Source organism: Neorhizobium sp. JUb45, from assembly GCF_004343585.1.
Taxonomy (GTDB): domain Bacteria; phylum Pseudomonadota; class Alphaproteobacteria; order Rhizobiales; family Rhizobiaceae; genus Neorhizobium.
This window is the reverse complement of record NZ_SLYW01000021.1, coordinates 1-20,296: the sequence shown is the minus strand read 5'-3', so window position 1 is coordinate 20,296 and position 20,296 is coordinate 1. Positions and strand designations below refer to the sequence as shown.

General features: G+C 59.0%; 18 protein-coding genes and 1 pseudogene. 3 read left to right on the top strand and 16 right to left on the bottom strand.

Annotation, left to right across the window (positions count from 1 at the left end; translation table 11 throughout):
- Positions 1 to 7 precede the first annotated feature (7 nt).
- The 14 genes from EDF70_RS29335 to EDF70_RS29270 form a co-directional block, all read right to left on the bottom strand.
- Positions 8 to 1,603, bottom strand: a complete 1,596-nt coding sequence (locus EDF70_RS29335) for a TRAP transporter large permease subunit (protein WP_132281757.1) — start codon at positions 1,601 to 1,603, stop codon at positions 8 to 10.
- Positions 1,604 to 1,625: 22 nt separating this feature from the next.
- A complete protein-coding gene (locus tag EDF70_RS29330) occupies positions 1,626 to 2,174 on the bottom strand; it encodes a TRAP transporter small permease subunit (RefSeq protein WP_132281755.1) in 549 nt (182 codons plus the stop codon).
- Positions 2,175 to 2,277: 103 nt separating this feature from the next.
- A complete protein-coding gene (locus EDF70_RS29325; RefSeq protein ID WP_132281753.1) occupies positions 2,278 to 2,928 on the bottom strand; it encodes a response regulator transcription factor in 651 nt (216 codons plus the stop codon).
- Positions 2,925 to 4,313, bottom strand: a complete 1,389-nt coding sequence (locus tag EDF70_RS29320) for a cache domain-containing protein (RefSeq protein ID WP_132281751.1) — start codon at positions 4,311 to 4,313, stop codon at positions 2,925 to 2,927. The genes EDF70_RS29325 and EDF70_RS29320 overlap by 4 nt, the downstream gene beginning before the upstream one ends.
- Before the next feature lie 169 nt (positions 4,314 to 4,482).
- Entirely contained in the window at positions 4,483 to 5,010 is a 528-nt protein-coding gene (locus EDF70_RS29315) for an ureidoglycolate lyase (RefSeq protein WP_132281749.1), read from the bottom strand.
- 28 nt (positions 5,011 to 5,038) lie between these two features.
- Positions 5,039 to 5,827: a putative hydro-lyase gene (locus EDF70_RS29310; RefSeq protein WP_132281747.1), complete on the bottom strand. Its 789-nt coding sequence runs from the start codon at positions 5,825 to 5,827 to the stop codon at positions 5,039 to 5,041.
- Between the two features lie 4 nt (positions 5,828 to 5,831).
- Positions 5,832 to 7,190, bottom strand: a complete 1,359-nt coding sequence (locus tag EDF70_RS29305; RefSeq protein WP_132281745.1) for an amidase — start codon at positions 7,188 to 7,190, stop codon at positions 5,832 to 5,834.
- The gene (locus tag EDF70_RS29300; protein WP_132281743.1) at positions 7,190 to 7,876 is read right to left on the bottom strand and encodes a DUF2848 domain-containing protein; all 687 of its coding nucleotides are present in this window, start codon (positions 7,874 to 7,876) and stop codon (positions 7,190 to 7,192) included. Before EDF70_RS29300 ends, EDF70_RS29305 begins: the two co-directional genes overlap by 1 nt.
- 26 nt (positions 7,877 to 7,902) lie before the next feature.
- Positions 7,903 to 9,186: a TRAP transporter large permease gene (locus tag EDF70_RS29295; protein WP_132281741.1), complete on the bottom strand. Its 1,284-nt coding sequence runs from the start codon at positions 9,184 to 9,186 to the stop codon at positions 7,903 to 7,905.
- Positions 9,183 to 9,797, bottom strand: a complete 615-nt coding sequence (locus EDF70_RS29290; protein ID WP_132281739.1) for a TRAP transporter small permease — start codon at positions 9,795 to 9,797, stop codon at positions 9,183 to 9,185. The genes EDF70_RS29295 and EDF70_RS29290 overlap by 4 nt, the downstream gene beginning before the upstream one ends.
- 66 nt (positions 9,798 to 9,863) lie before the next feature.
- Positions 9,864 to 10,901, bottom strand: coding sequence for a TRAP transporter substrate-binding protein (locus EDF70_RS29285; RefSeq protein WP_132281737.1), 1,038 nt, complete (start codon positions 10,899 to 10,901; stop codon positions 9,864 to 9,866).
- A 232-nt stretch (positions 10,902 to 11,133) separates the two neighbouring features.
- Positions 11,134 to 12,057 (bottom strand): LysR family transcriptional regulator, encoded by a 924-nt coding sequence (locus EDF70_RS29280; RefSeq protein ID WP_132281735.1) that lies wholly within the window; start codon positions 12,055 to 12,057, stop codon positions 11,134 to 11,136.
- Between the two features lie 82 nt (positions 12,058 to 12,139).
- Positions 12,140 to 13,567, bottom strand: coding sequence for a sodium:proton antiporter (locus tag EDF70_RS29275; RefSeq protein WP_165932189.1), 1,428 nt, complete (start codon positions 13,565 to 13,567; stop codon positions 12,140 to 12,142).
- A gap of 492 nt (positions 13,568 to 14,059) precedes the next feature.
- Positions 14,060 to 15,175 (bottom strand): LacI family DNA-binding transcriptional regulator, encoded by a 1,116-nt coding sequence (locus EDF70_RS29270; protein ID WP_132281732.1) that lies wholly within the window; start codon positions 15,173 to 15,175, stop codon positions 14,060 to 14,062.
- An 82-nt stretch (positions 15,176 to 15,257) separates the two neighbouring features.
- On the opposite strand from EDF70_RS29270, the gene EDF70_RS29265 reads away from it, so the two are divergent.
- Positions 15,258 to 15,800: a gluconokinase gene (locus EDF70_RS29265; RefSeq protein WP_132281729.1), complete on the top strand. Its 543-nt coding sequence runs from the start codon at positions 15,258 to 15,260 to the stop codon at positions 15,798 to 15,800.
- 257 nt (positions 15,801 to 16,057) lie between these two features.
- Positions 16,058 to 17,437, top strand: a complete 1,380-nt coding sequence (locus tag EDF70_RS29260; RefSeq protein WP_207908357.1) for a gluconate:H+ symporter — start codon at positions 16,058 to 16,060, stop codon at positions 17,435 to 17,437.
- A 276-nt stretch (positions 17,438 to 17,713) separates the two neighbouring features.
- Here EDF70_RS29260 and EDF70_RS29255 read toward each other — a convergent pair whose 3' ends face one another.
- On the bottom strand, positions 17,714 to 18,265 hold the full coding sequence (locus tag EDF70_RS29255) for a TetR/AcrR family transcriptional regulator (RefSeq protein ID WP_207908356.1): 552 nt from the start codon (positions 18,263 to 18,265) through the stop codon (positions 17,714 to 17,716).
- 168 nt (positions 18,266 to 18,433) lie between these two features.
- On the opposite strand from EDF70_RS29255, the gene EDF70_RS29250 reads away from it, so the two are divergent.
- Entirely contained in the window at positions 18,434 to 19,645 is a 1,212-nt protein-coding gene (locus tag EDF70_RS29250) for an MFS transporter (protein WP_245519433.1), read from the top strand.
- A 439-nt stretch (positions 19,646 to 20,084) separates the two neighbouring features.
- Here EDF70_RS29250 and EDF70_RS30550 read toward each other — a convergent pair.
- Positions 20,085 to 20,296: pseudogene (locus EDF70_RS30550) on the bottom strand (hypothetical protein); the annotation flags it as partial.

The window sequence follows — 20,296 nt, the reverse complement described above, 5'->3', positions numbered from 1 at the left end:
GTTGGCATCATGGTTGTGACTGTGTTGGCGCTTCCGGCGGCGCGCCGAAACTGGGGGTCGGCGAGCCGAAGTCAGGGGCAGGTGCGGGGGCGCCGAAGGACGGCGCGGCCGGTTCTCCGGAAGATGGTTCCGGTGCGCCAAAGGGCTGCGTCGGCGTGCCGAACGGGTTTTCGCCGCCTGCACCGGGCATAGGCACGTTGAGTTCGATCGTCGACGGATCGACGGCGACGCTGCCGGACTTGTAATGCGTCACGAGGCCGGGGAAGGCGATGACGACAACCACCATGACCAGCTGGATGGCGAGATAGGGCAGCGAACCCATGTAGATCTGGCCGGATGTGACGGGCTGGATCGTTGCACCGGTGATGCGGTCCTTGTATGCGCGTGTCGGTGCCACGGAACGCAGGTAAAACAGCGAGAAACCGAACGGCGGGTGCATGAACGAGGTCTGCATGTTGATCGCCAGCATCACGCCGAACCAGATCAGGTCGATGCCAAGCGCATCCGCCACCGGCGCCAGCAGCGGGATGATAATGAAGGCAAGTTCGAAATAATCGAGGAAAAAAGCCAGGAAGAACACCAGCAGGTTGGCGATGATCAGAAAGCCGATCTCACCGCCGGGGATAGAAGTCATCAGGTGTTCGACCCAGACATGGCCATCGACACCATAGAAAGTCAGCGAGAAGACGCGAGCGCCGAGCAGGATGAAGATCACGAAGGACGAGAGTTTCACCGTTGCATAAAGCGCCGACTGGATCATCGCCAGATTAAGCTTGCGGTTCATGGCGGCCAGAACCAGCGCGCCGACAGCGCCCATTGCGCCACCTTCCGTTGGCGTCGCCACACCGATGAAAATTGTGCCGAGCACAAGGAAGATGAGCACGAGCGGCGGCACGAGCGAGGTGATCACTTTCCCGAACAGTTTCCAGCCGCGCAGTGAGCGTGCCTGCGGCGGCAGCGCCGGGACGCTGGCAGGCTGCAAGAAGGACATCAGGATGATGTAACCGGCATAGGCGGCCACAAGCAGAAGGCCGGGCACGAGCGCGCCCTTGTACATGTCGCCCACCGAGCGGCCGAGCTGGTCGGCGAGGATGATCAGCACGAGGCTGGGTGGAATGATCTGTGCCAGCGTGCCGGAGGCGGCGATCGTGCCGGCAGCAACCCGGCGGTCATAACCGTAGCGCAGCATGATCGGCAGCGAGATCAGGCCCATCGAGATGACGGAGGCGGCGACGACACCGGTTGTTGCGGCTAGAATGGCGCCGACAAAGATCACCGCAAAGGCAAGGCCGCCGCGGATCGGGCCGAACAATTGCCCGATCGTGTCGAGCAGTTCCTCGGCCATGCCGCTTCGTTCCAGTATCAGCCCCATGAAGGTGAAGAAGGGAATGGCGAGCAGCGTTTCGTTCGACATCTGCCCGAAAATGCGGTCGGGAATGGCGCCGAACAGGTTGATGGGAAGCAGCCCCATCTCAATGCCGATAAAGCCGAAAACGAAACCGACAAAGGCCAGTGCGAAAGCGACGGGATAGCCCATCAGCAAGACGACGATCAGCGACAGGAACATGATCGGCGCGAGATTTTCCGCGAAGAATGCAAACATGTGAACTTATTCCTGCTGGAGATTAGAGCGCTTGCGCTTCGGCGTCGGCCAGGGCCACCGCATCGGGCATGGCGCCACGAAGGATGGCGATGCGCTTGATCAATTCCGAAAGGCCCTGCAACGCAAGAAAGCCGAAACCGGCAGGGATCATCGCCCAGACCGGCCAGAGTGTCAGGCCGCCCGTGTTGTTCGAAACTTCGCCGCTCTGGAATTTTGCGATCACGATCGGCCAGGACAGGTAGATGGTGACCAGACAAAAGGGCATGAGGAAGAAGATCGTGCCGAGAACCTCGATCCAGAGCTGCGCGCGGCGCGGCAGCTGGCCATAGATCAGGTCGACCTTCACGTGCTCGCTGCTGAGCAGGGTCCAGGCGGCGGCCAGCAGGAAGGCGGCCGAAAACAGGTACCACTGCGCTTCAAGCCAGGCGTTCGAACTCAGATTGAAGAGTTTTCGCGTGACCGCGTTGATAGCGCTGATCAGCACCGCGGCAAGCAGCAGCCAGGAAACGGCCTTGCCCAAAAACGTGTTCATCGCGTCTATCGCACGCGAGACGCCGAGTAATGCGGTCATGTTCCCTCCTCCCATGACAGCCGGACCAGAGGCGTGCCATTTCCAAATGGCTACCGCCGCTCAGGGGCTGCGACAACAATGCGCGGGCGCTAAATCGCCGTAACTACCCAGTAGTGGGTATGTCGGTCTCCCCGGCCGCCAGACCGTTGTCGATGGCGAAGCGGACAAGCCCGGCAGTGGTGGTTATGCCGAGCTTCTTTTTCACCTTCTTGCGATGGGTTTCGGCGGTTGCCTCCGAGATGGCCAAGGCCTGCGCGATGTCGCGATTGCTGTGGCCAGCGGCGATCAGCAGCAGCACGTCATGTTCGCGGGTTGTCAGCAGGGAAGGTGCGGTCGCCGCCTTTCTGTCGAGAAGCGCATCCGAGACGCCGGACGAAAAATAGGTTCCGCCTGCTGCGACCGCTTCGATGGCCGAGACGATTTCGTCCGTCGAAACATCTTTCAGGATATAGCCGGACGCGCCATGCAGGACGGATGTGGAAATGTATTCGCGGCTGTCATGCATGGAGAGCATCAGGATTTTTGTCTGCCGCAGGTTTTCCCGAAACCGTTCGATGGCCTCGATGCCACTCATCTGCGGCATGTTGATATCCATCAGCACGACGTCGGGTCGTGTTGCCATTGCCCTTTCGAGCCCATTGAGAGCATTGCCCGCCGTGCCCACGACCTCGATATGGTCGAAGGTTCGCAGCAGGGCTTCCAGCCCTTCGAGCACAAGCGGGTGGTTGTCGATGAGAAGTACGCGAACGCTCATGCAGCCGCCCTCGCCTTGGTCGGGGTGAGTGATGCCGATTTCGGCAGCATGGCCGTCAGGATTGTGCCCTCTTGGGTGGAGCGGATGAGGAGCAGGCCACCGAAATGCGCCATGCGTTCCTGCATGTTGCGGATTCCGAGCCCGCTTTCGCCGGTGATGCCGCGCTTCGCGCCTTCTTCAAAACCATGGCCGTTGTCGGAGACTGTCATGCGCACGCGATTGGCAACCGTCCAGACCTTCACCTCGCCACGTGATGCGCCGGAATGTTTCTCGATATTGTGCAGAGCCTCCTGGGCAACCCGGTAGAGCGCGGTGGCTGCCTCCGGTTTCAGCGTGTCGCGGAAAGGGGCTGCATTCAGGGATATGGCAATGCCCGTTCGCTCGGAAAATTCTGAAAGCAATGCCTGTAGTGCTGCCGACAAGCCGAGATCGTCGAGCGCGCGGGGGCGAAGATCGTGAGAGAGGCGGCGAACTTCCTTGATGGCACTATTGAGAGCTTCGGCGCCATGGGCAATCGCCTGCGCCGCATCGTTGCTGTTGTTTTCCACCTTGCGACTGGCCAGGTCGATCGCATACCGCACGCCGACCAGGTTTTGGGAAATGCCGTCATGCAGTTCACGAGCCAGGCGTGCCCGTTCCTGTTCCTGCGCACCAATGATGCGTTTGGTCAGTTCCTTCAGCTTGCCATCCGCCATGCGCCGCTCGCGCAGCGTCACCATCATGCAGGCGGCAAACACGAGGAGCACGGACGGCAATGCGGTCAACGCCACGATCATGAAGGTTTTGCGGATATTGGCACTCAGGTCCGCTTTCGCAGCCGCAGTCTGCAAAAACACGTCGTCGAGATAGACGCCGGTTCCCAGCATCCACTTCCACTTGTCGAGACCGACCGCGAAGGAGAGCTTGTCGGCCATTTCGCCAGAGGAGGGTTTTTGCCATTTGTACTGATGCAGTCCTCCACCGGCCTTGGCCTTGTCGATGAGATTGGCGATCACCCGGTCGCCATCGGGATCGACCAGGTCCAGCCAGTTGTGACCGGGCCGGTAGGTCTGGCGCGGGTGGACGATATTGTTGCCGTCATAATCATAGGCGAAGAAATAGCCGTCCTGACCGTAATCGAGCGAGGTGAGAATCTCGCGAACCTTTTCCTTGGCCGCCTCGTCGTCCGGGCCTGCTGCCTGATAGATGCCCTGGATCGCCGACAGGGCGAGGTTCGTCATGTTGAGCAACTCGGTTTCCTTCGCCTTGAGCATGTTGCGCTCGAAGGTGCCGATACTGCTGCCGATCAGGTTGGCGGATTGCAGAGTGATAAAGGTCGTCACCGTCAAAATGGCGACGATGAGCGGTATCACCGTCAGCGCGATGATCTGGTGCCTGAGACTCATGGCGCTCCTCCACGCATGATCGTCAGGTCATATGGCCAAGAATTTTATGGAATCTCAAGTCGTTTGCGGCTGTTTCTAACAGTCATGACAACAATTGCCCGCCGGATAGCGTCAAACGGAAAAGTAAAGTCCTGGGAAAATCAGAAGGGAGGCGTGAAGATCGTGCCGGTTATTGGCCAAGTTCAACGTCGCTGATAGACTGCTGTGCCGTTTCCGCCATTTCGGCGCTTCCGTTCAGTCCGGCAACCAGGTCCACTGTGGTCGAGCGCCGGGTCAGCATCAGGCAGGTCGCACCTTCACTTCTGGTGGCGTGCCATATGTTCGCGCGCATGCACACGCCCATTCCGGGCTCGACGCGAAAGGCCCGCAGGGTATCGAGATCAGGGGAACCGTCAGCCGCAGGCAGCGCCACGATCTGCGTGATCGCTCCCACCAATGGTACGACTGCCTGATCCGTCAGTAGGTGGCGCTCCAGCGTGCCGATGGCCGGATCGCTGCTGCGATAATTCACCCAGAGAATTTCGACTTCCCCTGCCGCGCCTGCATCGAAGAGATGTTCATGCCAGAAATCCGTGGCAGCGTTTGAAAATGCCACCGCGCCTTCCTCCACCGGATACGGTTTGCCGAGAAGCCAACCGTAACGCGCAAAGGCCGTCTGCGAAAGCGGTTCCGGTTTCAGGGCGTGACTGGCTGGCATGATCGTCTTCCCACTGCGCTTGATGGTCTCAGATCGTGAGGGCGGCGTTGACAAGATCGGTGACGAGCATGTGTCCCGGCGCATGCGTGATTGAAAATGCTGGAGAGGCCTGCGCGATTGCCGCCTGCGGGGTTACGCCGCATGCCCAGAAGACCGGAACTTCGCCGTTTTCGATCCGCACGGCATCACCGTAATCGGGCTCGAAAATATCCTTGACGCCGATTGTTGAGGGATCGCCGATATGCACCGGCGCGCCATGAACGGACGGAAAGCGGCTGGTGATCTGGACGGCCTTGATGGCGTCTTCCGGTTTCATCGGTCGCATAGAAACGACCAGCGGACCGGAAAAGACGCCGGCCGGAACCGCTTCGATCGAGGTCCGGTACATCGGGACATTGGTGTCGTCCTCGATATGACGGACCGGCACATTTGCAGCCAGAAGGGCTTCCTCGAAGGAGAACGAGCAACCGATCGCAAATGTCACGAGATCGTCGCGCCAGATCCCGGTGATGTCCTCAGGCTCGGCGACCAGCTTGCCGTTTTCCCAGACACGGTAACGCGGTACGTCGGTGCGGATATCGAGATCATGCCCCAGGGCCTCAATGAGCGGAGCGCCGGCATCCGACACGCCGATCAAAGGGCACGGTTTCGGGTTCCGCTGGCAGAACAGCAGAAAGTCATAAGCGAGTTCGCGCGGCATAATGGCCAGATTGGCCTGAACGAAGCCCGGCGCCAGATTGGCGGTCGGGCCGGAGAGAGCGCCGGAACGCGCTTCCAGCCGCACCAGATGGGCAGCAGAACCGGGATCGAATGCCATCGCGTCAGTTCCTTACCTTCAATGCCAGTTCGATCGATAGGCCGACCGACAGGATCTTTGCGTCCGTCATTTGGCCTCCGGCGATCATCAGGCCGACAGGTGCCGTACCGGCAGCGTGGCAGGGAACCGAAAGGGCGCAGCCATCGAGGAAATTGATCATGGTCGGATTGCGCAACATCAGGCCGTTGGTTGCAAAGAAGGTCGCATCGTCAGTTTGCAACGGCGCCCCTGCCGGTGCGATCGTCGGCACGGTCGGCATGATGACGGCATCGAAACCGGCAAGCTTTTCGTTGACGCCGTGCTGCCAGGCGGTTCGGGCGGCAAGCACGTCGAGATAATCGGCAGCGCTGATGTCGCGCCCGCGCAGGATGCGGCCACGCACGCGCTGGTCATAATCATCGCCACGGCTTTCCAGCAGTTCGCGATGCCAGTGCCATGCCTCGGCGGCGATCAGCCCGCCCTTGGCATTGATCGTCGCTAGCTTTGCAAATTCAGGCACGTCGATCTCGACGATTTTCGCGCCGGCTTTCGACAGCAGGCTGAGCATTGCGGCGAAGGTCGAGGCAACATGTTCGTCCATGTCGGACAGCACAATCGTCTGCGGCACCGCGAGTCGCAGTCCGGCCAGAGGCATCGGCCGGACCGAGCGCCCGGTTTCGCCGGAAATGATGCCATCGATCACGGCACAGCAGGCGACGCTTGCGGCAATCGGGCCGATGGAATCGAGCGACTTCGAGAGCGGCAGAACCGCGTCGCGGCTCACTCGGGCAGCGGTCGGCTTGAAGCCCGTGAGGCCGCAAAGTGCTGCCGGAATACGGATCGATCCGCCCGTATCCGTGCCGATGGCGGCGACCGCCATGCCGTCCGTCACGGAAACGGCTGCACCGGAAGACGAGCCGCCGGGAATGCGGCCGGTGGCGCGATCGAACGTGTTGAGCGGCGTGCCGTAATGCGGATTGAGGCCGAGGCCTGAAAAGGCGAACTCGCTCATATTGGTCGTGCCGGTGATAACCGCACCTGCGCGCGCCAGTGCGTGCACCACCGGGGCATCGGCCGTGGCCGGCGCCGAATCACGCATGGCAATGCTGCCGGCGGTCGTCACTTCGCCGGCAAGATCGAACAGGTCCTTGACCGAGATCGCAATACCTTCGAGCGGCGAGCGCACCTGGCCCACGCTGCGAAGCAGATCAGACGCATCCGCCATGGCGCGGGCGCGTGCATCATTGCGGCGAATGAAGGCCTTTGCGCCCTGGCCCGACGGGTCGTCGATGGCAGCAAGGGCGGCATCGGCAAGCTTTCGGCTGCTGGTCTTTCCGCCTGCAAGGGAAGCGGAGACCTCTGCGATCGTCGGATAATGGGACATTACTGAACCTCGGGCAGCGTTTCGATCGAATAGCTGTGGCGGATGCTACGGTTGAGAACCGGATCGAACAACTCCATCGTGAAGCGCCCGGACGGGCGGATGCCGCCGATGGCGCCGACCGTGCCGCAGATCATGCCGGTCTTTTCCGGTAGCGCAGCCTCGCCGCCGGTAAAACCGGCAATCAGGTCGAGCGGCGTGCGCAGGCTCGACAGCGGGCCTTCCTGATACAGCGTCTCGCTGCCGTTCTCCTCGATCCACGAGCGGATGATCAACTGGTCCCAGTGATCGGCCACTTCGGCAAAGGGCCATGCGGTTGTGGCAATCGGCTTGGCGCAGATCTGCTTGGAGAGCGCCACGCTATGGGCTTCCAGCTTGCGATCGGTGTGATCGGAGGCGAGCGAGACGTGAAGCTCTTCGCCCGAGCGGAAGATGAAGGTTTCGACTTCACCGGAGCTTTCCGTGCCGACCGACTGGATCACGTCGGCCTGAACGGCCGAGTTGTCGGACACGCGGTAAAAGAGCGGTACGGTGCTTGGACGCGGCACACCAATCGCCGCCAGTTCCTCGATATGGTGGTCGATGGCGGCGCGGTCGCGTCCGGCCCAGCCAGCAACGACGAGCTGGTCGATCTCGATGGCGAGGTCGGAGCGGGAAGACGAGGTTTCGAGCGTGAAATGCAGTTTCATGGGATCAATTCCGGATTTCAATGATGTCAGTCTGCGAGACCGGGCAGGTAGAGCGCGATCGACGGGAAAATGGACAGGAGGACGATGAGCACTGCCATCGCGCCGACGAAGGGAAGCGAACCGGTGATGACCGGTGTCATCGAGCCGCTTTTGCGCAGGCTGTGCACGACGAAGAGGTTGAGACCGACCGGCGGTGTGATGAGAGCCGCTTCCACCAGCACGATGATCAGGATGCCGGTCCAGATCGGATCGAAACCGAGCGCCAGCATGATGGGGGCGACGATCGGAATGGTGGTAATCATCATCGATAGCGATTCCATGAAGCAGCCGAGGATCAGGTAGAAGATCACGACGACCAGAACCATCGCCATGGGTGAGAAGCCGAGACCGGAGATCGAGCTGGTGATCACATCGGTAATGCCGGTGGCCGACATGACGAAGTTGAGGAAGCCGGAGGCGATGATGATCAGCAGGATCATCGCCGACGATTTCATCGTGCCTTCGATCGATTCCGCCAGCATGGCGAAGGTGAGGCGACCGAAACAGGCGGCAAGCACCATTGCACCGCTGACGCCAAGTGCCGCTGCTTCCGTCGGGGTTGCAAGACCGGCATAGATCGAGCCGACGACCAGAAGGAAGATGCCGAGCGGCGGTGCGAGATGGATTAGGCTGGCGAAACGCTTGCCCCACGTTCCGTTGACGCGTGCGCCACCCCAGGCGGGCACGATGGCGCAGCCGGCAATGATGGTGAGCATGAACAGGCCCGTCAGCAGCAGGCCGGGAATGATACCGGCAAGGTACAATTTGGGAACGGATGTGTTGGTCAGGACGCCGTAGAGGACCATGTTGATCGATGGCGGAATGAGGATGCCGAGCGTGCCGCCGGCGGCAAGGCTGCCGAGGAAGAGTGGCTCATTGTAGCCATGCTTCTTGATCTGCGGGATGGCGACAGTGCCGACGGTCGCGGCTGTCGCGACGCTGGAGCCGGATGTCGCGGCAAACAGTGCGGAAGCGCCGATGTTGGCATGCATCAGGCCGCCCGGAAGCCAGGAGAGCCAAAGGCTCATGGCGCTATACATGCGCTCCGCAAAACCGGCACGCAGCAGGATTTCGCCAAGCAGGATGAAGAGGGGAATGGCAACGAGCAGGAATTCGTTATTGGTGCTCCAGGCAAGCTCGCCGATCGCGCGGGTGAGCGGCAGCATGGAAAAGGTCGGATCGAGAACGAGGCCAAGCACGCCGAGTGCGGCTGCGACCGGAATGGACAGGCCGATCAAAACGAGAAGGAGAATTACGGTGGTGGCGATCATTTGCGTTCTCCTTCGATCAGGCGCTCGCCGGCGGCTGCTTCCTCTTCGGCTTCTTCCTGTGTGGAGCGTACGCCGGCAATGGCCTTGACGGTGTCGATGTCGCCGGTGACGAGGGCGACAGATGCGCGGATCAGCATCAGCGCCAGGATCAGGCACATGAAGACGAGGCCGGCGAACCAGAGGCCTTGGGGAATGGCAAGCGGTGTGCCGAGCGGTGTGTTGGCCTGCGAATTGTTGCTGATCGATTCAGCGACGACGCCGTAACCGTAATAGGTGACGAAGCCGATGAAGACGCCGAGGCAGACCAGCGACAGCCAGTCCAGCACAGCCGAAACCCGGACGGGCAGATATTGATAGATGACGTCGACACGCACATTGGCGCGTTGCAGCGTCGCATAGGCCAGCGACCATGTGGTGCTGATCGCAAAGGCATAGCTCGACAACTCGTCGGAACCGCCCACCGTCCAGCCGAAAAATTTACGCGCGAGCACATCGAAGGTGATCAGCAACACGCTGGCAATGGTCAGCGCGCCGCTGGCGAGCACCGCCCATCGGGCCGCCTTTTCGGCAAAGCCGAACAGGGATGTGAAAAGGGGGATTGATCCTGTCATGGTCTTCGATCCGGCTGGAGGGGAGGCGGCACGGCTGCGGGATGATGCAGCCGTGCTTGTTCTGGTTTACTTGGAAACCGTCAGGCCGAACGATGCGCCGATCGTGTCGTTGAAGCCCTTGACGCAATCGGCAGAGCAACGCGCTGCCCAGGTCGGCAGGATCTTTTCCTTCAGCGTCTTGTTGAGGAGCGCCTTGTCCTCGTCTGTCGGAACGACGAGCGTCATCTTGCCCTTGACGGACTGCGTGCAGGCGGCAGCGCCCGTGTTGCAGTCATAGCCTTCCTGGGTCTGCGTGCCGGCGGCCTTCCAGATGTCGTCCACCAGTGTCGTGATGTTTTCCTCGAGGAACGCCTGAACCTTCGGGTCGAGCTTGTCCCAGACCGACTGGTTGACGGCGTGGATCTGCTGGTTCCAGTTGATCGGCAGCGCGAGAAGATGGGTCGAGACCTCATACCATTTGGCCGAATAACCGGAGAGCGAACCGGTGATGGCGCAATCGACCACCTTGTTCTGCAGTGCCGGAACCACTTCGCCGAAGGCCATGGTGACGCTGGTGCCGCCGAAGGCTTCGACGAATTCCGCTTGCGTGCGGCCGGAGGTGCGAACCTTCTTGCCCTTCAGGTCGGCAAGGCCCTTGATGTCGGCATTGCAGAAGACAACCTGGGCCGGATAGGTCGAAATGCCGAGAAGCTTGACCTTGGAACCTTCGCCGTAGAACTTTTCGTAGATCGGCTGGAAAGCTTCCGTCACCTTGCGGGCGGTGTCGACATCCGGCGCCAGGCCCGGCAGATCGATTGCTTCGTTGATCGGGTTGTCGCTGGCGAAATAGGAAAGCGTTGCCGTACCGAAGGGCACGACGCCCTGCGACATCAGGCGCATCAGTTCCGGACCCTTGAGGCCCATTTCGTTAAAACCCTTGACGGTGGCGGTGATCTGGCCGCCGGATTTTTCCGGAATGGTTTTTGTCCAGAAGGGCTGTTCGAACTGCTGGTATGCCGTGAGATTGCTCAGGCCGCCAACGATCTGCAGCTGCGTTTTCGGCAGTTCCTGCGCGGTGGCTGCGCCGGCGACGAGAAATGCTGTGGCAAAGGAGAGTAGCTTCATGTCGTTCCCTTTTTTCTTCTGCTGAATGGGCATGGCAGGGGAAAAGGCGAACATAGGCTCAAGGCCCGGTCTTTACCGAGCGGACATGCTCGATAGACACCAGCTGGATGCGTCAGTCAGTCTGTTCCCATGCGTGCGATTTATATCGCTTTTCTTGTGATGGATTAGACGTCATGAAAAACAGCCTGTCCAATCGAATGTTTGGAAGCGAGGTATAAATAAAATTTAAGTCTCAGGCGTTTTCCTGCCGCGCATCGAGAACATTACCGGCGCTGTTCTGGGCGATCTGTTGCGCCATATGCGTGACCACGCGGGCGGCGTGGCTGTCCGGGCCATCGATCCAGCTGGCGGTAAAATGCAGTGCCTGCAATGGGTCAGCATCGACCTTGAGGATTTCCAACTCATTGCGTTGCAATTCGGCCCCTACGAAAATCGGCGTGATCACGGCGGTGCCGATGCCGTCGAGGGCCATACGCGCGATCATCGAGAGTGAGGCGCTGCCATACATGCGCGGGGCCGATATCCGGTATCTTTGCAGCATGTCGCGCACTTGCCGATAGGGCGCGCTATTGGCACCGTAGGTGATGACCGGGAGCGCGGAAATCGCTTCGAGCGACACGTTCTGTCCCGACGGGTAAAGACCCGGTTTGGCAATCCATGCAAGCGGATAGGTGCAGAGTGGCCGGTTCTCCACCCGCTGCTCCAGCACCGGGCCCATCAGGAAGGCAAGGTTGATCTTGCGGCTCATCAGGTGGGATTGCAGCATCTCGCTGGTGTCGACTTCGATTTCGAGCGTGAGATCGGGATAGGCGGAGTGAATTTCGGCGATCAATGCCGGCAGCCAGGTCTGTACTATGGTTTCAGCAACGCCGAGGTTAAGGCGACCGCTCATGGCTGTGTGGTCGCGCGCCGCCTGCACCAGCCCGTTGCGCGCTTCGATCAGCTGTTCCGCGTGGGCCAGCAGCTCCTGACCCTTGGCGGTCAACCGCACGCCGCGTGCTGCACGATCGAAAAGCTTGACGCCGAGTGACTGTTCCAGAGCCGCAATCCGCTGCGAGACGGCCGGCTGTGTTGTGCCGAGCTTTTCGGCTGCTGCCCTCAGGCTACCCAGTGCGGCAGCCCAGAAGAACGTTTCGATGTTACGCAGGTCGATCATTCTGACAGCTAAACCGAATGGAGGCCTTTCGTCCATGCATCGTTGGAGTGAGCGCCTTTTTGCCTGCCCTTAGTGGCCCGCATCAGGTTCGGAAGAACACGAGGGTGACAAGGATGAAAACAGGCACGAGAATGCCGACAGACCATGCCATGTAGCCGAAGAAGCTGGGCATTTTCACACCGGCGCTTTCGGCAATGGCCTTCACCATGAAATTCGGCGCATTGCCGATATAGCTGTTGGCACCCATGAAGACTGCACCACAGGAAATCGCAACGAGCGTTCGCGCCAAAGGTCCCATCAATTCCGCCGGATCGCCGCCGGCAAGATTGAAGAAGACGAGGTAGGTCGGCGCATTGTCGAGGAAGGACGACAGAATGCCGGTCATCCAGAAATACATGGCATCGATCGGCGCGCCTTCCGGCGTGGTGACCAGCGCGACGAGCGGCGCAAAAGAACCGTTTTCGGCCGCTTTCAGCATGGCAATGACCGGAATGATGGTCACGAAGATCGCGGCAAACAGCTTGCCGACTTCCAGCATCGGTCCCCATTCGAAATGGTTTTTCTCACGAAGTCCTGCCGGTGTCAGGACAAGCGACGCAACGGCCGCAGCAATCAAGATCAGGTCACGGACGATATTCTGCAACTCGAGCTGCAGACCGTAAATGGGCAAGGATATGCCGGGCTTCCACGAGCCGGAAACCAATACTGCGCATACGACGATCAAAAGCAGGATAAAGTTGACTGTGCCGTTGATGCTTATCTTCTTCGTGTCCGGTGTTGGATCGATCAAGCCCTGAAAATCCTTGTCGCCCTTATAGAAATAGCTGTCCAACAGCCAGAACAGGGCGAGCAGGATCACAACGGCAACGCCCATTTCCGCCAGCATATGCGACGCCGTCCAGAAGAAGCTGACGCCGCGCAGATAACCGAGAAACAGCGGTGGATCGCCAAGCGGCGTCAGCGAACCACCGATGTTGGACACGAGGAAAATGAAGAAGATCACGACATGAACGTTGTGGCGGCGGCCGTCATTGGCGCGCAACAGCGGGCGGATCAGCACCATGGATGCGCCGGTGGTGCCGATCACCGAGGCGAGCAAGGTTCCAACGGCGAGCAGGCTGGTATTGAGGCGCGGTGATCCATGCAGGTTTCCCGTGACCAGAATCCCGCCGGAAACCGTGAACAGCGCCGTCAGAAGGATCACGAAAGGCACATAATCGAGCAGGATTGCATGGGTCAGTTCGGAGGCAACGATACCCGAGGCATGCGTGGCTGCAAAAGGCAAGATGAAGGCAAGCGCCCAGAAGGCGGCGACCTTGCCAAAATGATGGTGCCAGAATTTTGGGGCGAGCAAAGGAGCAAGCGCGATGGAAAGGAGGATGCCGACAAAGGGTAGGGCCCAGATCGGGCCAAGCGCACCCCCATCCAGCGGAGCATGACCTTCAGCAGCAAGAGCGGAGTTCTGCATGGCCAGAAAAGCCAGAAGGGTTGCAAGAGGTTTCGGCCACATCTGGAAAACTGCTTGTGCACGGGGCTGGACATTCAGCTTGGCCCGTAGCTGATCCGGGTGTATGCGCGAACGATCTGCACAAATCAAATACACAGTCCTCTCCATCCGTTTGCCCTGCCAGATGAGGCAGGCAGATACGCTGTTGGCAGTCTCCCGGCTAAATGTCATCAGGCAAGTGATAGCTTTATCGGAAAAAGTTGTGCCATGTTTGCTGAATGAGATGGCACATCTATCATGCGACTTGAGTTGGTTTTCCTGCATTCAGCCTCGTCATGAACCGATCCCTCGATCCGATAGGCGTCGACGCAGGCAGCAGGGCCGATGACGGTGCGAGAAAATCTGTGTTTTCGACAGGTATGACCGCACAGAACTGAATCATTTGTGACCCAGTTTGGCAATTTCAGTTTCTGGCGGGACTGGAAGATCATAGTCGCACGTAGCGGAATTGCTATCTCCTGAGCATGGCAACGATGCCTGCGCGCAGTCTCTACCCTAACTACTCTCCCTCACGATTAACTCAAAGCCCACATCGACACATGGGTTCTCGAGTTTTTCATGTTTGATCAGGCTGAGAATCTGTGTGGCGGCTCTTTGCCCAATGTCTGCGCGGAGCGTCCGGATCGAAGTGAGACGCGGCGTCATGTGTGCAGATATCGGCAAGTCATTGAAACCGACCATGGAAATCCTCTGGGGAACGCGGATGCCCTGTCGTGCGGCCTCAAAGATCGCACCGTGGGCGAGATCGTCATTGCAAAAAAAGATCCCGTCGACATCGGGATTGTTCGTGATGAGTTCACTGAACATATCTCCACCCACCGCAACAGATGAGCGTGCCGGCGTCATCATCTCGAGAGCCGGGTCGTGAAGGCCGGCGTGCTGCAGAGCGTGGCGAAACCCTTCTCCCCGTTGCATCACGCGGGCATCAAGCTGGGCCGCGACATAGGCGATACGCTTGCGACCCCTGTCTAGAAGATGACGTGCTACCGCGGCTCCGGCCGCTTGTTGTGAGAAACCAACGCAAAACACGCCAGGGGCATTCGCCAGTTCCATCATTTGGACAATCGGCAACCGGCTCGCCGCAAGCAATGCCTGGGCCGCTTCACTTCTTTCGAAACCGGTGAGAAGCAACCCACGGGGCCGATGAGCAAGATAATTGCGGATCAGTTTCTCCTCTTCATCCGGGGAATAGTGATAGTCCCCGATGAGGACTTCCAGCCCTTGAGGCAATAAAACCTCATGGATGGCCTCTAGGACCTCGATGAAAAGCTGGTTCGAAAGCGATGGTACCAGGGCCACGATCGTCTGGCTGTGAGCGGAGGCGAGCGCTCTGGCTGCTGGGTTCACCACGTAACCGAGTGTCGCCGCCGCCTCCCTCACCTTCGATACAAGATGGGGATCGACTGTGGCTATGCCTCTCAATGCGCGCGACGCGGTGATCGGCGAAACACCCGACGATTCAGCGACGTCAGCGAGGGTCGGACGTCCTGTACGCCGCGATACTTCGCGTTGGGGCGAAGGTTTCTTATGGTTGCCTGTGGACACGTTCTTGCCTAAGATAGCGCTGTCTTGAGGAGGGCGGGAGAGAAACTTGCCTACCGTTTCAGACATACTTCATCGAACTTAATCAGGGTCAGCGTCAAGCATCACTCTTCGATTGAAATCAAGATAGCGCTACCTGGAGGAGGATGCCATGGAAGAATTCATTCCGGCACTTGTTGTCATGGGGGTCTGTGGATGCGGAAAAAGCAGCGTTGGCGCTGCGATTTCGGCAATTTGCGACGGACGTCTCATAGAAGGCGACGCATTCCATCCGGCGTCCAACGTCGATAAGATGCGAGCTGGCATCCCATTGACGGATGATGACCGCCTTGGGTGGCTCAAGCGTCTGGGTGAGGAAATGGCCTCCGCGATAGCGGCCGGCGAGCGCCCCGTTCTGGCGTGCTCGGCTCTCAAGAAGAGCTATCGCGACATATTGCGTAGTGCCGTGCCAGGCCTTGGCTTCATTTTTCTTGAAATGACTCCCGAACTTTCCCGCCAACGCGTGGCGCAGCGAAAAGACCACTACATGCCTGCCAGCCTCGTGGAGAGCCAGTTCGCGGCAATCGAACCGCCCTATGACGAGCCAGCAACGTTAGCAGTCGATGCTGCGCTTCCGATTGACGAGATCGCACAGCGGTCATGCAATTGGTGGAATGGCGCTGGCGATCAGCAGCTTTCCGCGAAGGCTATATAATCACAGACCTCGGTTTCAACTGCGTTTGAAGGCCAAGCTTCATGTGGAGCCTGGCCCAAGAATCCAGCAGTTGCCGGGGAATGCAAAAACGTAGGGAAGGCTTGGAACTAATGAAAAGCCGCGCTGGCGTTGGTCGTTGATAAAGCGGCCAAATTGGCGTGCGCGCCGATCGCCAAAACCAGAGTTTAATCTGCATTCAAGATGACCTCTGTGGGTTTGCCCCGGAGACAACGGTTCAATACAGGAGGAATATAAACTTGCCACAGTTCGAACAGACCCTGGGCGCTGGTACGCTCATATCGATTGCGGCCGGCGCCGTTGCGCTGCTACTGGTCCTAATCATTCAGTTTCGCGTCCATGCGTTTGTGGCGCTCATTCTCGTCAGCTTTGTGACGGCGCTCGTTACGGGCATTCCCGCCGCAAACATCCTGACCACCCTCACGAACGCATTCGGCTCCACGCTCGGCGGCGTGGCATTGCTTGTCGGGCTTGGCGCGATGCTGGGCCGCTTGCTGGAAGTCTCCGGCGGCGCTCAGGCACTGGCCGATGATCTAGTCCGTCGATTTGGTGAACAACGCGCGCCTATGGCTTTGGGCATCGCGTCGCTGTTCTTCGGTTTCCCGATTTTCTTCGATGCAGGCCTCGTTGTCATGCTTCCCGTGATGTTCACGGTTGGGCGCCGTCTTGGCGGCAGCCTTCTGCTTTACGGTATTACGGTCGCGACCGCATTTTCGTGCATGCACGTTTTCGTGCCGCCGCATCCCGGACCGGTGGCCGCGGCAGAACTGCTGGGCGCTGATGTCGGGCTCCTGATCATCGTCGGATTGCTCGTCGCCATCCCGACCTGGATCTTCGCCGGCCATTTCTTCGGAAACTGGATCGGCAAGCGCATTTACCTGCCGGTGCCGGACAATTTGGAGGAACAATCCTCGGAAGGCGGTAAAATCTCCCTGCCGAGCCCCGGTCTGGTCGTTGCGCTACTGCTTCTTCCGCTCGTTCTTATCTTCATGAATACCGGCCTCGATTTCGCCCGCGCGCAAGGGTGGGTCAGCAAGGATGCCGGTTGGTTCCAGCTTGCCCGCGCCATCGGCTCCACGCCGATTGCTCTTCTTATCTCGGTTCTTGTTGCCGCCTACGTTTTAGGCCCTTTGCGTGGTCGCGACCCGATCAAGGTCGAACGCATAATCGACTCCGCTCTGGGGCCGGTCTGCTCGGTCATCCTGATCACCGGTGCCGGCGGCATGTTCGGCGGCGTTCTACGTGCCTCCGGTATCGGCAACGCTCTTTCGGGCGTGCTTGCCGATATCGGCATGCCTGTCCTGGTGGCGGGATTCCTGATTTCGACCGCGCTACGCGTCGCGCAGGGCTCTGCTACCGTCGCCCTAATCACCGCTGCAGGTCTCGTGCAGCCCGCGGTCCAGGCCGCCGGTTATCAGGGCATTGAGCTGGCAGCAATCGTCATAGCGGTCGCATCGGGCTCGGTAATGCTGTCGCATGTCAATGATTCCGGCTTCTGGCTGGTCGGCCGTTTCTTCAACATGGACATCAAGACCACGTTCAAGACCTGGACCGTGATGCAGACGTTGATGGGCCTGTTCGGCTTTGCACTTTCCGGCATTATCTTCTGGCTGGCCTAACCATCCACAGCAAAACGTTAAGTACGCTCTTCACGGAGCGTATTTAACTGATCGCACGAGCAAAATGGCGCTGATTGATGTGCAGCTAAGCGTCCCATAAAATCGCCTCCCGATACGGCCGACTTTGACCGCCTAAAGGGCGATTAATTTCAGGTTCTTGCCAAACCCGAGGCACTGGTCGAAGGTTCAATACCCGTCAAGAGCTTAGCTAAACACAATTGGTTTGCAGTCGCCCCGAAGCAGTCATCCAGTACCGCCCCTTTGCCCAGGCCACTCTCACGTCGCCATGTGCCGATCCCATATCTGCATCAATGCTGTCACAGCTTCGTTGATATCGCCGCCATCAGCACCGTCCCGTGCTTCAAATGCGATACCCATCAGGAAGGTATGAAACAGGGTCGCCAACCCACGTACATTTGTGGTGCTGACAAGCTCTCCTGCATCGACTGCACGCCTGATGCAGATTTCGATGCCCGCACGATTTCGCATCCGGTCGGCTGCGAGCACATCATCTACGTGACGATTTTCGGGCGCACAGTTGTTGGCCCCCAGGATTATTAAGCATCCTGGCGGGTGCGTCTTGTCGGTTTGCATCGTTGCTGAAAGCCTCAGAGCCGTCTCGATAGCTTCGCGTGGTGGCAGAGCCTCATTCTTTAGGCTTGCAGTTACGCGCCCGTAGGAGGCCTGATATCGCAGGACGACCTCGTCGTAGAGGGCTTCCTTAGACCCGAAGGCCGCATAAAAACTTGCCGGAGAAATGCCTCCCATCGCGGCTTTCAGTTGATTGAGAGAGGTCGGCTCATAGCCCTGCTCCCAGAATAGGATCATCGCGGCATCCAGTGCCTTGTCTCTGTCAAACGCTCTAGGCCGTCCCGTTCGAGCCATACTGTGCCTCCTTAATTGTATTCCGTACTATTCGATCCAGAATATCTTGCCAAGAGTGTTTGATGTCGATATCTGGATCGTCCGATCCATATATTGAGGTTCATGAAATCAATGAAAACTACCGAATCTGAAAAAGACACCGAACGATTGCCCGTCGCTGGCTTACTTGCATTGGCGATGACTGGCTTTATCTGCATTCTCACAGAGACGCTTCCCGCGGGGCTACTGCCGCAAATCACTGAGGGTTTGGGCGTTTCTCCATCCCTCGCTGGCCAAATGGTGACTGTCTACGCCCTCGGTTCGCTGCTAGCGGCGATACCTTTGACCATTGCCACAAGCAGTTGGCGGCGCAGGACAGTCCTGCTGTCCACCATCATTGGGTTTCTGATCTTCAACACTGTGACTGCGATTTCGTCCAACTACACGCTTACCTTAGTCGCACGTTTCTTTGCTGGCGTTGCCGCTGGTTTGGCCTGGAGCCTTTTGGCAGGCTATGCACGACGCATGGTCCCTGCACATCAACAGGGGAAGGCGATGGCGATCGCTATGGTAGGAACGCCGATCGCGCTGTCGCTTGGCGTCCCGATGGGGACATGGCTTGGTGCGCAGGTCGGCTGGCGAACCGCCTTTTGGATCATGTCGATATTGACATTGATCCTGATCGGCTGGGTCATAATGAAAGTGCCGGACTATCCAGGCCAGAAGAAGGGCGATCGACTGCCCCTGCTTCGGGTATTTTCAACCCCAGGCGTTCGACCGGTCCTTTCCGTTGTCGTTGCATGGATGCTCGCACACAACATTCTCTACACCTACATCGCACCCTTCGTTCAGTCGGCCGGGATGCGGGATCGGGTCGACCTTGTTCTCCTGGTATTTGGATTGGCCGCGCTCGTCGGTATCTGGTTGGCGGGAAAGCTGGTCGACCGTCACCTGCGAGCAACCGTGCTGACCAGTCTCGCCGCCTTCGGGCTGGTATCCCTGCTCTTCGGGATCGTTTCGATGTCGTCTTGGTTGATATATGGTGGCGTTGCCATTTGGGGCCTGACATTCGGCGGCGCCGCAACGCTCTTGCAAACCGCCCTGGCAGACACCGCGGGTGATGGTGCAGACGTTGCTCTTTCGATGAACGTAGTCGCCTGGAATGGTGCAATCGCAGGTGGCGGTATCCTGGGCGGTGTTCTTTTGGATGCCTATGGCCCAACGGCGTTTCCATGGGCGCTGACCGTTCTGCTGATCATCGCCCTTTTGATCGCCTGGTCCGGACGGGCGCGCGGATTTACTCCGGATGCACGCACCTCCAACGCAAAGGTGGGGGGACACTGACGATTCACGAAGACATGGATCGGTCCTATCGTTGCAGCGATGGGGCCGAAACACGACCGCGACCGAAATGCGGAGCCATGTCTCGCATTGGCGCGTAGTAACAACGGGTCAGCGGTTCGTATCCGTTGTCTAATCGCCTGCCTCGGGTCAAGTGGATTTTAAACGACGTACTTCGTTGCCGTGTTGGAAGCGCGACATCTTTTCCACTTCTTCGTTTTACATCTCAATATTCCTGCAAACTCGTCCGGTGCTGGGAGCACTGTTGTCTCCGCGGTCGACATGCAATCGCCGCATGATGGGTTTTCGCAGGGCGGGTCTTCCTATGTTCAAGACGCAGTCTCAACGAGCTGCGACGGAATGACCCAACCCACGTCCACAGCGGGGACGCCCAGCATCTCAGTCGGATTGAGACGCTGAGGCAGGTAGGCCGGCGTTTTGCCTATGCAGCAGCGCCAGCCAATGGATTGAACGCTTGCCCGGTCTTGAGCATGCTATGCATGATGACGGCAAGTTTTCGCGAAACAGCAACCGCGGCACGTTTGAAGCCCAGCCGCTCAGAGCCTGTCCGAGAATTGAGTTGAGTGATCGGGCCGATGATGATTCCAAGACGGTGTTCAAAGCCAGAATGGAAGCGCCATGTGGAACCCGACC

What these genes read in the sequence shown, in the direction of transcription:
- EDF70_RS29285 (WP_132281737.1), bottom strand. Translation starts at nt 10,901, where the DNA reads ATGAAGCTACTCTCCTTTGCCACAGCATTTCTCGTCGCCGGCGCAGCC.
- EDF70_RS29290 (WP_132281739.1), bottom strand. Translation starts at nt 9,797, where the DNA reads ATGACAGGATCAATCCCCCTTTTCACATCCCTGTTCGGCTTTGCCGAA.
- EDF70_RS29300 (WP_132281743.1), bottom strand. Translation starts at nt 7,876, where the DNA reads ATGAAACTGCATTTCACGCTCGAAACCTCGTCTTCCCGCTCCGACCTC.
- EDF70_RS29295 (WP_132281741.1), bottom strand. Translation starts at nt 9,186, where the DNA reads ATGATCGCCACCACCGTAATTCTCCTTCTCGTTTTGATCGGCCTGTCC.
- EDF70_RS29255 (WP_207908356.1), bottom strand. Translation starts at nt 18,265, where the DNA reads ATGATCCTATTCTGGGAGCAGGGCTATGAGCCGACCTCTCTCAATCAA.
- EDF70_RS29275 (WP_165932189.1), bottom strand. Translation starts at nt 13,567, where the DNA reads ATGTGGCCGAAACCTCTTGCAACCCTTCTGGCTTTTCTGGCCATGCAG.
- EDF70_RS29250 (WP_245519433.1), top strand. Translation starts at nt 18,434, where the DNA reads ATGAAAACTACCGAATCTGAAAAAGACACCGAACGATTGCCCGTCGCT.
- EDF70_RS29320 (WP_132281751.1), bottom strand. Translation starts at nt 4,313, where the DNA reads ATGAGTCTCAGGCACCAGATCATCGCGCTGACGGTGATACCGCTCATC.
- EDF70_RS29265 (WP_132281729.1), top strand. Translation starts at nt 15,258, where the DNA reads ATGGAAGAATTCATTCCGGCACTTGTTGTCATGGGGGTCTGTGGATGC.
- EDF70_RS29305 (WP_132281745.1), bottom strand. Translation starts at nt 7,190, where the DNA reads ATGTCCCATTATCCGACGATCGCAGAGGTCTCCGCTTCCCTTGCAGGC.
- EDF70_RS29270 (WP_132281732.1), bottom strand. Translation starts at nt 15,175, where the DNA reads ATGTCTGAAACGGTAGGCAAGTTTCTCTCCCGCCCTCCTCAAGACAGC.
- EDF70_RS29315 (WP_132281749.1), bottom strand. Translation starts at nt 5,010, where the DNA reads ATGCCAGCCAGTCACGCCCTGAAACCGGAACCGCTTTCGCAGACGGCC.
- EDF70_RS29325 (WP_132281753.1), bottom strand. Translation starts at nt 2,928, where the DNA reads ATGAGCGTTCGCGTACTTCTCATCGACAACCACCCGCTTGTGCTCGAA.
- EDF70_RS29280 (WP_132281735.1), bottom strand. Translation starts at nt 12,057, where the DNA reads ATGATCGACCTGCGTAACATCGAAACGTTCTTCTGGGCTGCCGCACTG.
- EDF70_RS29310 (WP_132281747.1), bottom strand. Translation starts at nt 5,827, where the DNA reads ATGGCATTCGATCCCGGTTCTGCTGCCCATCTGGTGCGGCTGGAAGCG.
- EDF70_RS29335 (WP_132281757.1), bottom strand. Translation starts at nt 1,603, where the DNA reads ATGTTTGCATTCTTCGCGGAAAATCTCGCGCCGATCATGTTCCTGTCG.
- EDF70_RS29330 (WP_132281755.1), bottom strand. Translation starts at nt 2,174, where the DNA reads ATGACCGCATTACTCGGCGTCTCGCGTGCGATAGACGCGATGAACACG.